Raw genomic sequence first — 12403 nt, 5'->3', positions numbered from 1 at the left:
CATCAGATTGGTCCGCAGCTGTTGTGGGTGCGTCGGCGGTGTCGCATTCGACATGTGTTGCTGGCGTACTTCTGGCGTCGGTTGAGTTCTTTTCCACAGCCGCACGGGCACACACGCTGAAAGCTGTTGGTGTTGTCCCGCCAGTAGGCGAGTACGGATTCCCATTGTGCGTAGGTGCGATGCGTTGTGCTCTTTTTCCACGGATGATCGATCTGCCGGGCGTTGAGATCAGCAAGGGCGGTTTCTACGGCTAGCTGGGTAAGAGAGTCACATGTTCGGGGCCGTGGCAGGGTTTTTCCCGATCGTATTCTCTCGATCTGTCGTTCACTGAGTCCGGTGTGGTCGGCCAGTTGCTGGGCGGTGTGACTGGCCAACGCGGGTATCACTAGATCGATGAGGCCGCTAATGGGTTGGTCGTAGTTGGTGAGAGCTTGATCCGGGCTGGTGATTCCTTTGCGGGTGTCGTCGAGCCGGTTGGTTTCTTTGCCGATGTGGTGCAGTCGGGCTAGATGCACGGTGCGGCGGTGGAGCATTCCGACCGTGTTGATTGTGCAGGGTTGCCCGTCTGCTCCGTTGGTTTTGGGTTCGGGGTGAGCGCGGTATAGGTCGGTGATGTTTTCGTAGGTCCTGAGTTGCACCAGGTCTTCTGGTGGGTAGATGACGTAGGCACCGTCGTGGAATTCCCATTGTCCGGCGTTGACGCGGTAGGTGGGTCCGTGTGGGGCGTGAAGGTTGCGCCACGGGAGATCGGCCCACGTGGTGGGGTCGGGATCGTATGGGGCGATCAGGTGGAACCGTCGGGGGTCTACATCGGGCGGGTATCCGACTGAGGCGATCTGTGCGGACAGCAGGAAGTTAAACGGCTTGATCTGTTCGCGGTAGGGCTTGCCCGTGTTCCATTCGGTGAACGGTCGCCACGACAGCGGGGACGATATGCTGATGCGACTTAAAGCGGGACGGTGCAGCCATTCCGGCGTGGTGGTGGTCAGTCCATATGAGTTGCGGATGATGAATTGCCACAGGTGGCGTATCCAGTTCCGGTCATTCGATTCGGGGTCGCTGGGGTTGAGTAGGTAACCGAGTCCGTGTTCACTTGTTTTCCCGATCTCGATGATATCGCTTTCTCCGTCGCCTGTGTCTTCTCCGGTCGATTCGATGTCCGGTATTCCGGTTGGGTCGAGTTGATACAGGGCGTAGCGTTTCGCGGAGATGGAGTAGCACCATCCTGTGAATTCGGCTTTGAGAATGTCGGTGACCGCGTCCGGCTGGTAGGGGTTGAGTGCGGCGAATCGCTGGCGGATGCCCTCGACCTGATCGAGGGTCAGCGCCCGCACCGCCGCACGCCCGTCCGGCAGGGTATGACCTCCACCCGGGCACGGGATCAGGCTGCCGTGGGTGTCGGCGACGATGGCCATGCTGTCGGTGTCGCAGAACACCCACACCCCGCCCGCGTCGGTGACGCAGCGTTCGAGCATGGCCAGCATCAACCGCGCCGCACCCGTGATACATGCGGCGATGGGCGGGAAGCAGTATTCGCCGGGTTGCTCCGGGGCGGTGACGCGAACCGTCCAGGGCTGTTCTGCCGCGCCGTAGACGGTGACCTCTTTCCGCTGCCCTGTGGGGAGTTCTTGGGCGTCCATCTGGGCGAAAATCCCATAGCTGCCCGCGTTCGCTAACACCTTCAGAAACGCCGCCAACCTGGGATCACTGTCCTTGACCGCCTGGCGCTGTTCCACGACCGTACGGAAGAAATCATCACGGGCCGGATCGACGTCTACCTGTCCGCGTAGCCGAACCGGGGTCAGGGTGGCCAGATGGTTTCCGGCTGGCACGAACCGCAGCGCCCGCACAATGCGGGGCGGTTTTCCGGTCAGTAGTGCGGACGCGATAAGGTCGGGGATGGTGTACCAGAGTGGTTGTGTGGAATGCAGGGGGTTCACTCCGATGTTCCAGTTCGGTTCTCGGCTGTAGCGTGCCCGCACGGGGAGGATATCGCCGTCGGGAATGACTTGGGCAATGCCGACGAATTCCCGCCACGTGTCCGGGTCGAAACACCGGTCGAGAGTGATGGTGTTCAGCAGCGCTTGTATCTCCTGGGTGGCGTCTACGGTGTCGATGGTGTCGTGAGTGAGGAATTCCCATAAGTTCATGAGTGCGTCTACGGTGGGGTACATGCTGGTGAAATCGCACACCATCACCGGCATCGGCGTATGCCGGATAAAGCTTTCGGCCCGTCCGCCGTAGAATGCCGACATTGCCGATCCGAGAACATCGGCGGGAAAGTCGGGCATCCGGTCGAGTACCGGGGTGATGCCCATAGCCCGGAGATAGGATTTCGAGATCGAGGCGGGCGAATAGGCTTTCGTTTCCTGCAAGTTGATCGGATGGAGTGCGTATTCGTTTCTGGTCTTTTCGTATAGTTCGGTCGTGGCCTGCACATCGCGGCGGCAGTAGTCGATGTATTCCGGGGTGATGTGCCCGTGTTCCTCTGCCGTGGTTTTGCCGTGTTCGACGCCGAACGCTTGGCATGCACTGGCCAGGCTGTGACTCGAACCGGTCAGCGAAAACACCAGCGTCCGCAGATCCAGGAAATGTCCCCGGAATCGTTGGGTTCGGTCGATCGCAGAGAATCCTTTGAGCGAGCGTTTCGAGTCGATTGACTTGACCCGTACCCGTGGCCGCCACTCGCGTGGATTCCCGTTCTCGTCGGTCCACAATGCGAGGGAGAAGCCGCCCGCGAACCGGGCGGCGTGGCTGCCGTCGCGTGCCTCGGCGGCGTAGCCCGCCAGGCGGGACAGATCGAACGGGGCATTGAACATCACCAGCGTGGCCGGTTCCCGCCCGTCCCGCTTCCCCCAATGATCCCGGTAGGCCACCGAATAGATCCACTTGTCCACGAATTCACTGTGGGAATACAGCCTGAGTCGCCAATCCGGGTACGCCCGCAGGTAGAACAGGTCCACATCGGCCTCATGCGTGCGGGCGTAGTCCACGAGTGCGGCGTAGCCGTCGGGGTCGGTTTCGGGTAGGTCGTCGGCGTAGATCAGCCCTTCCGCGACGGTGGTCATCGTGATCTGTTCGTCCGGTCCGGCGTCCACTCGGCAGTACCGGTAACACCCGAACGTCAACGCCTGCGCGGTATCAATCGTGGTCTCGGTGTCGATCACCAGCACATGCCGTGTTTCGGGGATGCGGTCACCGCTGCGGCCCGGCTTGGTGAGGGCGCGTGGTTGGTCGGTCCACGCCCGTGTCGCCACGGGCAGGTAATCCCCGGTCATGCCGCACGCTCCCCGATGTCGGGCAGGCATGCGGCCAGCAGTCCGGCGAGTTGTTCGTGTGCGGCCAGCAGTGCACGTGCTGCCTCCACCAGTGGCCCGAATTCCTCGGTGGTCGCTGCGGTGGGGTCGGGCACTGCGAGCAGTTCACGGGCGGCGCTGGTGCCACGTTGCACTGCCGCGTCCAGCAACCCAACCGCACGGGTGGTCTGGTACGGGTCGCCCAGCAGCCGCCGGATGCCGTGCAGCAGGGCCGCAGGGTCACCCCGCACCAGGGACACGATGCGGCTCAGCGGGTGGGAATCGTCGTAGACCTCGGACACCAGCGGTGTGAACAGGTCGGCCAGCCCCGCTACAGATGCCAGGCGATCAACCTCGCTAGCCGGGTCCGCCTGGTGCAGCTCGATCGCCCCGTTCGGCACCAATCCGGCCGCGCTGGGTTCGGTGAGGTCCAGCAGGCGGGAGAATCCCCGTTGCGACAACACCACCGCGTCAGCCACACCACCCGGCGGTGACTGTCCCCGCTGGGCATGCAGAGCCAGCAGGCCGAACAGTCCCTCCACCCACGCCCGGAACCGATCGGCATGCGTTCGCGGTGTCTGGTGGTCCAGCGGCACACCCGCCGCGTACTGCCACACCGTCAGAAACAGTCGATGACACTCCGGGCACACATTCACCGTCGCTGTCGGATGGTTGGCGCGTCCGGCGATGTGATGCGCCTCCACCCGCCCGGACTGTCCACACGCGACACACACCGTGCTCACCATCATCGCTAATCGCCCTTCTCGTAAATCGAATCCACGTCGATATGCCCGAAGTTCTGGTAGTCGTCGAGCGGATCGAGCCGGGTTTCCAGTTCGTAGATCGGTATCCCGTCATACCCGCCGATGGTGACCCCGTCGTACTTGCTCAATGAATCGGTCTTGCCATTGTCCAGGTAGCGGCCTACCGCGTTCCAGTGCTTCGCCGCCGTGGACCGGTCTTTGCGGCGCAACCCGTCCACCGTGACAATGCCCTGCGTCGTGATGACCCGGATCGGTTGCCGCGCCTGGAGATACTTTGTGTACCGCTGCGGATTCCGCTTCGCTTGCTCGGGTCGTTCCGGGGTGTGTTTGTGCCCGCGTGCCGCTGCCAGGGATGCGCCGCGTTCGTAGTCATTGCGGGTGATGCCGCCGCGTTCCAGTCGTCGGCGGTATGCGGGTGAGAGGTCGCCCCATTGTTTCCGGGCCGCCATCACCCACCGCCGCAATGGAACCGGTACAGCACGCTATTCGACCGGAAACCGATAACGAGGGCAGCGCGAAATAGTGTCGCATGAAACAGTCGAAATGCTATCCTGATGGCGCTCATTTCGATTCACTGTGTCCCATTTCCGAGGGGCACCCGCAACGGGACTGCGGGTGCCCCTCTCTTTTCGTGGTTCGGGTTATTCGAATTCGTCGAGCGCGGTAACCGCGCCTGCCAGCCATTCCGACCACGTCCGAGCGTGGCGGGCGGCCTGGTCCAGGTCCTCATATTCGTCGGCCAAGGCGTCGGCCAGCACGGCAGCCATGTCGCGGGCAGCCCGCTTGTCCGAGAACCGGGCAAGGAGTCCTCGCCGCTCGTCCAGCCGCACCAGATCCCGCACCAAAGTGCGGGCGGCCTGGCTGGCGGTCCCCTCCGGCTCGTACCGCCCCGTCGGTTCGTCGTCTGCCTCGGTGTCCGGGTCGGCCTCAGGGGAGGTGTCCAGATTGGACACCTTGCCGTGCCGGTACTTCCCGACGGTCGACGGGGACACTCCGCAGGTGCGGCCGATCTGGCGATCCGACCACTCGGGACGCTCGGTCAGCAGCCGCTGCACCGCCGCGACCCGTTCCGTGCGGGTCAGCGGCAGTCCGGCCGTGGCAGCCAGCGACAGACCATGCCGGTACGCCGCCCGGCGGGGATGTTCTCCGTCCTCAGCCGGGATGATCCGCACCCGTGCCTCAGTGGCGTCGACCTGGTGCAGCGCATGGAGGCGGTGCCAGCCGTCGGCGAGGATGAACCCGCCGGAATCCGGTTCGGGCACGACGTCCAGCGGCGGGAGCACCCCAGACCCGTCATCCTCGCGATACAGCTCCGCGAAATCGGCCACCCGCCGCCGGTCTAACTCCTGACGCGGCCACGCCTGCATATCGGCCACGATCCGATCCAACGGGACCGTGGTCACCGCACCGCCGCCCGTCGTGGTGGCGTCGCTGGTCTGCGTCATCACGCCTCACCACCCTCGGACTGCTCAGACGCTCCGGCCGTCCTGGTGGACTGCTCGCCCGTCGGCACGCCCGACCGGGTACGGCGGCGCTTGCGCTTCGGCGGCCGTCCCCGGCGCGGCGGAACAAACGTCTTGGCGTACTCGGTGATCTCGGACCTGACGAACAACCGCCCCAACGGAGTCGTCACGTAAGGAACCTCATCCCGGTACGCAAGACGCTTGAGCGTGTCCACGCTGATCTTCAACAGCGCGGCGGCCTCAGTCGTACCAATGAGCCCAAGCTTTTCACCAATCGAAGACATACCTCGCCCCACTTCCGCATTCAGCCACTCCCTGGAATGACCGCCGATTCACGGCCCGGAGCCCAGTGAAACATCATCACAGGAGAAATGCCAACACTCACGCGCCGCCTCGCAGAAAAACGGCCTCCCACCTGCGCAAACAGATTCACCGACTATGGCTATTGTTGGCCTTGTTTACCGTTTCCCGCTAATGCTCATCAACGCGATTGTTCACCGCCGCCGGCCTGGATTGATCAGCCATTATTGCTGCCGTGCGCGAATTGTTCACATTAATCGGATTGGGCACCGCGGGGCAATTAATTCCATTGCTTTCATCGAGTGTTTTTCACACACGTCAAGTCGCTTGTTCGGATCGTGCGGAACAGTCGCATCGAAGCGTTCAATCACGTCGCGTGAAACAGCGCTCGTGCGGGGCTGGCGGTGTTACGATCATCGGGCACTACAACCGGATATGAAGCGACCCCGGCCGACGCGCCAACGTCGAACCGGGGTCTGACACCACGAGAGAACGGACCTCACGTGATGCTGACTCAGCAGTCTAGTGCGCCCGCACGCGCCCACAGCACCCTGCCCGACGGGGCAACCTCCACCGCCGCCATCGTCTACGGCCGCACCAGCACAGATCCGCGCGTGATCGTCGCCGACGGGCGCAACGTCCAACTCCGCGTTGAACGCGGTCACCTGTCCATTCTGGACGGCGTCGGCCAGCACCGCCGCACCCGCACTCTGTCCCGCATCGAACGCGACGTGCGCCGCATCGTCGTGCTCGCCGACAACGGATATCCGACCTGGGATGCCGCCCGCTGGTGCGCCGACGTCGGTATCACCGTCATCCAGGCGGACCGGTCCGGCCGACAGATCACAGTCGCCGCCGCACCCGAACCGGATACCGACGATGTCAGGCTGCGGCGAGCGCAAGCGTTCGCCAGCGAAGACGGGCCGAACGCCGCCGTCGGCTTGGACATCACGAAATACATCCTTGCCCGCAAGCTCGACGGACAGGCCACCATCGCTACCGAGTACCTGAACAATCCCACCGCCGCTGAGGCGATCCGCCAGCACGCCGCCGAAGTCGCCGCCAGCCAGACCATCAGCGCCGCTCGCGTGCGGGAAGGCGCGGCAGGCGCTACCTACTGGCAAGCCTGGTCCGGGCACGTCATCGTCCCATTCGAGCCGCGTGAAGCGTTCAGCGTGCCCGCGCACTGGACCACCTTCGTGGCCCGCAAATCCCCCATCGACACCGCCAAGACCAACGGCCACCACGCCGCCGATCCGATCAACGCCCTGCTGAACTACGCCTACCGGCTGGCCGAAATCGAATGCCGCCTTGCCTGCCTCGCCGTCGGTCTCGATCCCGCGATGGGATTTCACCACTCCGACAAGCCGAACCGCGATTCTCTGGCCTTGGATCTGCTGGAGATCCTGCGCCCGGAGGTCGATCGGTTCGTGCTGGACCTGCTGTGCACCAACGGCCCAATGCGCTACCTCTCACCGAAACTGTTCGTCGAAGAACCCGACGGACATTGCCGACTCGTCCCACCGCTGACCCACCTGATCGCCGAACAGTGCCTCGACTGGGCACACACCATCGCACCCCACGCCGTGCACATCGCCAGAATGCTGGCCACGGGAGCGAAAGGCGCGATCCGGCCCGCCACGCCGATCAAGCGCACGCGCCCCCGGAAGTACAGCCCGACCACACCACTACGCCTGTCCGGGACGGTCACGGTCGAGCGGATTATCCCCGATCACCTCTGGACCGACATCGCTCCACTACTTCCCCCGGCACCGCAGCGGCGCAGCGTCGGACGTCCCCAAGCCGACAACCGGGCCGTACTCGCGGGAATCGTGTGCGCCGAACAACTCGGCTGCTCCTACACCAAAATCCCGCCCACCCTCGGAGTCAGCGCCAAAACCTGCCGCACCCGACTCGACAACTGGCGGCAAACCGGCGCATGGTCCGCCATCGAACATGCCCTCCACAACAGCGACCACATCCGCCAACTTCGCAACGAAGCAAATGCCACTCTGACGTGACACCGCCCTGCGCGGGCGTCCCGCATGAGGCCGGAGAACGGTCGCACCGGATACCCCCACGCCTCGAATATCCGGGGGTATCCGGTGCTGCCGCCAACATACAACGCTGTGATCAGGCGTTATACGCACCGCGGGGACCGCGCCGGCGACACCTACCCCCAGCGGGTACCTGCACTGACGATGCGCCGCCAGCAGGGAAGACGACGGACGCCCCGGACCTCGATCCGGGGCGTCCGTCATTGGGACGGTCAGAGTGTGGTGATCAGGTTCGCAGGGTCGTCGAGCCACCTTGGTCCCGCGCCCCGTCGCGACGTGCATTGAAACCATGTCACCAAGCGTGGCCGCACAGTTACGCTGATCAGCGACGCTGCCCCAGGAAGTCACACCCGGGACAACTACCGGGGCACCACTGGCAGACGAAAGCACCCCGGCAGAGGACGATTCCATGAGCGATGAGACGTTCGGCGCGGCATTGCGTCGCTACCGGCGAGCCGCCGACCTTTCCCAACGTGACCTAGCGCAGCAGCTCTACATCGCAAAATCGACCGTGTCACGGTGGGAGTCCGGAGACACAAGACCCGACGCCGCCACCGTCGCGAAGCTTGACGCCGAACTAGACGCACACGGCAACTTGAAGCGGGCGCACGCCGCTGAAATCACACCACCAGTACTCGCCCCCAGACTCGACTGCGGACAACCCGTCTCGGCGGACTATGTCGCCGAACTCCACACCGCTATGCACTCTCTCGTAAGCCTGGACGGGCTTCATGGCGGTGTCGAACTCGCACCCTTCGCCGCTCGCCTATTCCGCTCGGCAAATCGCACTCTCGCGGCCGGAAATTATCCTGCCGATCTCGAATCCGATTTCACCGCCGTCACCGCTGAACTTGGTGAAGTCGCGGGATGGCTCGCATTCGATGCCGAGAACCAAGACGCGGCACGCCATCACTGGCTCGAAGCGCTGCACCTCGCGCAGCTCACCGGAGACCGCAACATGGAGCTGTTCATCCTGGGCAACTTGGCGTTGCAGGCGCAGCACCGTGGACACCCTGGGGAAGCACTGCGGATCTGCACCCGCATGGAGAACGCCTACCGGTTGTCCCCTCGGCTGCAAGTCATGGTCGCCATGCGCCGCGCTCGCGCTGCCGCCGATCTCGGCCACGGCAACGCCGTAGACCTGATACGCCGTGCTCGCGTCGACGCTGACAACAGCATCGCGGCTACCGACCCCAAGTGGTCGTGGTGGATCAACGGCTCTGAGGTTGCCGCGCACGAAGCGGGGGTTTACCGATCGATAGGAGATTGGGCGAGCGCGGTCGACACCTACGCCCGGTCTCTCGACCACGTCCCGAACAGTTACCGGTGGTTCCGGTACATCGGTGGCGCGAACCTGCTCGAAGCCCTTGTCCACGTCCGAGACTGGACCGAAGCGGAACGTGTTGCGGGGAACTTGCTCGGCCTTGCCGACGACATCAACTCGGGACGCGCGGCGACCCACCTTCGCCGCGCCGCACGCACCGCGAAACGCCACGCCGCACCAGAGTCTGTAATCGAACTACTCGGAGCCCTCGCTACCGCATAGGAGTTGCGCAGAGGTTGCGAGTTGCGGATGCGCACCCTGCAACCCCTACACAGAACGTGGTGATGTGGCGACGGTAGGTGTGTGCCGCGACCATCCCCGGTTTTTCCTCCTTCCCCAGGGGATAGGAGCGGCAGGCGGGAATCAGCCCGGCACCGGTTCCGGCAGAACACCGGGCTGGTTTCCACCACCGCCCGCCGTCGACCAACCCGGGGGACCACGCCAATGCCGCACCGAACGTTCTCCTACAACGCTGGGACGACTTACACCTGCGACGCGCACCGCTGTCTGTTCACCGACCTCGATCAGAGAATCGTCACCCAGCACGAACACGACGCCCACGGCCCCGGACTGCTGGATGAACCACTCGAAACCCCACGGCCCACAGTGCGCGGGGTGATCGACGCATGACCGCCACGCTCACCACTAGCTCCTCAGTGTGGATCGACCACGCTGGTAGCGCCCACAAGCGCCTCCCTGAAGCCCCGGGCCGGACGTGGTGCGGCATGAACGCCGGATTGAGCAACTGCGTCGGCAGCCCCCGAGCCTGCCGGGCCTGTATTACCGCAGAGGCATCTGCACTGCCCCCGCTCGCGCTCTAGACATCGGTGCGGGTGTCGCTTTCTGCCCCCCGACCGGCATCCGCACCGGACTTCGAAAATTCACCATGAGCGAAAGGAGGTGATCAACAATGGCATTGGTCAAGAAGATTGAGACCGAGAACGCGATTCAGGACCGCACTGAGGTACACGCCTCTGACGGGGCTGTCGGCGACGGTTCGGACGGCCAAGGGCACTGACCACCAGCGGGACGCCTCTCTATCAGGGAGGCGTCCCGCGTCTTTCTTCCGAAGGAGAATTGATGCGACACAAGCTCGTTTCCGAACTCGCCGCCATCACAAGTGATTTCGATTCGGCGTTCACTCACAAGAACCTCGGCAATCTTGGGCTGTGTTCTCGACTGATGACCCCGCACCGACTGTTGGACTTGGTGATGCGCCGGAGTCTGACCTATCCGCGCTTGCGCTGCCTTGTTGGCGGGTCTGATCTGCGGGAGCAGGACTACGTCACTCCACAGCAGCTTCGGCGCGGTTATTCGGTGCCTATGCCCAATATGGGCCAGATCGGCCGGTATCTGCGTGACGGCTGCACGCTCGTACTCGATGATCTCGGGGCTTACGACCCGACAATGGAAGTCGCGTGTCGAGCCCTGCAATGGGAACTCGGCGAACGGGTACAGGTGAACGCCTATCTCACTAGCGGAGAGTCCGGCGGATTCTGCCTGCATTGGGATGACCACGATGTGGTCGTGATTCAGATCGGCGGAGCGAAGACATGGGAAATTCGCCCCACGTCCCGCGCCTACCCGATGTTCCGGGACGCTGACGCCAACCTCACCGCCCCCAACGAAATCCTGTGGACTGGCACCCTCAACCCAGGGGACGTGATGCTGATTCCGCGCGGGCACTGGCACCAGGCCACCCGCGCCGACCACGGAGACGGCTACAGCCTGCATCTAACGTTCGGGTTTACTCGGCGCACCGGCATTGATTGGCTGACTTGGACCGCTGACCAAGCACGCAAGGCCGCCACATTCCGAAAAGACCTTGACGCCGGAGATCTCGCCACCAACATGGCCGCGCTGATCGACATGGTGCCACGGTTCATCAGCGATCACACCCCCGTTAAATTCCTCCAGGACCATTGCACCGAGTCGATGCCGGAAAGGCACGTGCGTACACACAGCCTGTTTGGGCAGCCCGGGTTGATCGTCTGCATCACCAGCCGAAAGCCACGGATCATTCAGGACGGCCCCGATGTTGTAGTACGCGCTGCGGGAAAGGGCATCACCATCGACGGTTCAGCACGGCCCGCGCTCGAAATCCTGTTGTCCGGCCACCCTGTTGATGTCGACGCTATGCGCACCGCGTTCGGCGGAGAGACGATAGAACTAATCGATGTACTGCTGTCCGAGGAAATCTGCGCTGAGGTCACGCCCGAACTGCGCACCGGATACACGGGCCTTGTCCCGGAGATCACCACTCCGCAAGAAGTCGATCAGCTTGCTCACGCGCTGGCTCGATGAACACCGGGTCAGTCTCTGAATCGAGTAGCCCAGCGCACTGATAGAGCCAGGAAATACGGCCCGACCGCGTCGCCAGATCCGACGCGCGTTCAACGGTGATGCGGTCGGCCAACTCCGGCACCGGCAGCGACAGCGCCCACAACGAAGCCGCGTCGAACCCGACCGGCCCCCGTCCCCAGTCCTCCCAATCCAGGAACACACATTCCGGCGCGGTGAGATTTGCCCACGACAGATCACCGTGGACCGCGCACCACTCGGCTACCTTCGTGTCGATCTCTCCGAACACGGATGTGATCAGCCGTGTCATGCGTTCCTGCGTCAATAGTGCCGTGTGGCGGGTAGCCGAGTGATCCGGGCAGTGGGCACGGAGTGAGTTCAGGGACTGGTTGAACGCCTCCCACCACGCTTCGGGAAGAGTCGGCGGGGCCTCTATTCGTGCCCGCTGGGACACTGGGGGATCTGTGATCAGATCCGTCTCGTCGGCCCGCCAGCGGAACCCGTTCTCGAACCAGTCGAGCGAGCACAGCCACGACGGTTTGGAAACGCCGCGCAACTGCTCCGACGACGCGATGCCGCCCCACCCCCGCGATCCGAAGACGTGGGCGGGCTGCACTTCGATCCGAACCCACGTCCCACGGTCCGACCGCGCACCGACCGTGCGCCGCTTCACCACCAACGAATCCGGGTCTAGCGTCACCCACAACGCCCGTTCCACCCGTTCCACCGCGTGTGTGTAGGAATCCTTGCGAAGATCGAGCACTACCGCCACAACCGTGAGACTACGACCCCCGGAGTTCTCCGGCGCACTCCGCCTCGCTTGATGCTCTCGGTCGCCGCGCCCGGAACGCGTTCCGGGCCGCGCGCCCAGGGCGGGGAGGGCCCAGCGGGGTAGCGG

General features: G+C 63.8%; 9 protein-coding genes. 3 read left to right on the top strand and 6 right to left on the bottom strand.

The window, feature by feature from the left end; translation table 11 throughout:
* Nucleotides 1–2 precede the first annotated feature (2 nt).
* The 5 genes from ACWEV3_RS36970 to ACWEV3_RS36950 form a co-directional block, all read right to left on the bottom strand.
* Nucleotides 3–3278 carry a DNA polymerase gene (locus tag ACWEV3_RS36970; RefSeq protein ID WP_452618350.1) on the bottom strand — a complete coding sequence of 1092 codons (3276 nt, stop codon included), beginning with the start codon at nt 3276–3278 and terminating at the stop codon, nt 3–5.
* Nucleotides 3275–4045 carry a hypothetical protein gene (locus ACWEV3_RS36965; protein ID WP_452618349.1) on the bottom strand — a complete coding sequence of 257 codons (771 nt, stop codon included), beginning with the start codon at nt 4043–4045 and terminating at the stop codon, nt 3275–3277. Before ACWEV3_RS36965 ends, ACWEV3_RS36970 begins: the two co-directional genes overlap by 4 nt.
* A 2-nt stretch (nt 4046–4047) precedes the next feature.
* Entirely contained in the window at nt 4048–4509 is a 462-nt protein-coding gene (locus ACWEV3_RS36960; RefSeq protein ID WP_452618348.1) for a hypothetical protein, read from the bottom strand.
* A 192-nt stretch (nt 4510–4701) separates the two neighbouring features.
* Entirely contained in the window at nt 4702–5505 is an 804-nt protein-coding gene (locus tag ACWEV3_RS36955; RefSeq protein WP_452618347.1) for a hypothetical protein, read from the bottom strand.
* A complete protein-coding gene (locus tag ACWEV3_RS36950) occupies nt 5505–5807 on the bottom strand; it encodes a helix-turn-helix domain-containing protein (protein WP_452618346.1) in 303 nt (100 codons plus the stop codon). Before ACWEV3_RS36950 ends, ACWEV3_RS36955 begins: the two co-directional genes overlap by 1 nt.
* Before the next feature lie 522 nt (nt 5808–6329).
* Between ACWEV3_RS36950 and cas1 the strand changes: the two genes are divergently transcribed.
* The 3 genes from cas1 to ACWEV3_RS36935 all read left to right on the top strand — a co-directional run bounded on the left by cas1 (nt 6330) and on the right by ACWEV3_RS36935 (nt 11508).
* The gene (gene cas1, locus ACWEV3_RS36945) at nt 6330–7844 is read left to right on the top strand and encodes a CRISPR-associated endonuclease Cas1 (protein ID WP_452618345.1); all 1515 of its coding nucleotides are present in this window, start codon (nt 6330–6332) and stop codon (nt 7842–7844) included.
* Nucleotides 7845–8289: 445 nt separating this feature from the next.
* Complete coding sequence (locus tag ACWEV3_RS36940; RefSeq protein WP_452618344.1) at nt 8290–9426, top strand: helix-turn-helix domain-containing protein; 1137 nt, start codon at nt 8290–8292, stop codon at nt 9424–9426.
* A gap of 858 nt (nt 9427–10284) precedes the next feature.
* A complete protein-coding gene (locus ACWEV3_RS36935) occupies nt 10285–11508 on the top strand; it encodes a JmjC domain-containing protein (RefSeq protein WP_452618343.1) in 1224 nt (407 codons plus the stop codon).
* Here ACWEV3_RS36935 and ACWEV3_RS36930 read toward each other — a convergent pair.
* Nucleotides 11459–12277 carry a phosphotransferase gene (locus ACWEV3_RS36930; RefSeq protein ID WP_452618342.1) on the bottom strand — a complete coding sequence of 273 codons (819 nt, stop codon included), beginning with the start codon at nt 12275–12277 and terminating at the stop codon, nt 11459–11461. The two genes, ACWEV3_RS36935 and ACWEV3_RS36930, sit on opposite strands and share 50 nt — an antisense overlap.
* Nucleotides 12278–12403: the final 126 nt, after the last annotated feature.

The organism is Saccharopolyspora sp. NPDC003752 (genome assembly GCF_053605825.1).
The sequence above is the reverse complement of the archived record's forward strand: the minus strand, read 5'-3'. Positions and strand labels throughout refer to the sequence as shown.

What these genes read in the sequence shown, in the direction of transcription:
- ACWEV3_RS36970 (WP_452618350.1), bottom strand. Translation starts at nt 3,278, where the DNA reads ATGACCGGGGATTACCTGCCCGTGGCGACACGGGCGTGGACCGACCAA.
- ACWEV3_RS36965 (WP_452618349.1), bottom strand. Translation starts at nt 4,045, where the DNA reads ATGATGGTGAGCACGGTGTGTGTCGCGTGTGGACAGTCCGGGCGGGTG.
- ACWEV3_RS36960 (WP_452618348.1), bottom strand. Translation starts at nt 4,509, where the DNA reads ATGGCGGCCCGGAAACAATGGGGCGACCTCTCACCCGCATACCGCCGA.
- ACWEV3_RS36955 (WP_452618347.1), bottom strand. Translation starts at nt 5,505, where the DNA reads ATGACGCAGACCAGCGACGCCACCACGACGGGCGGCGGTGCGGTGACC.
- ACWEV3_RS36950 (WP_452618346.1), bottom strand. Translation starts at nt 5,807, where the DNA reads ATGTCTTCGATTGGTGAAAAGCTTGGGCTCATTGGTACGACTGAGGCC.
- cas1 (WP_452618345.1), top strand. Translation starts at nt 6,330, where the DNA reads ATGCTGACTCAGCAGTCTAGTGCGCCCGCACGCGCCCACAGCACCCTG.
- ACWEV3_RS36940 (WP_452618344.1), top strand. Translation starts at nt 8,290, where the DNA reads ATGAGCGATGAGACGTTCGGCGCGGCATTGCGTCGCTACCGGCGAGCC.
- ACWEV3_RS36935 (WP_452618343.1), top strand. Translation starts at nt 10,285, where the DNA reads ATGCGACACAAGCTCGTTTCCGAACTCGCCGCCATCACAAGTGATTTC.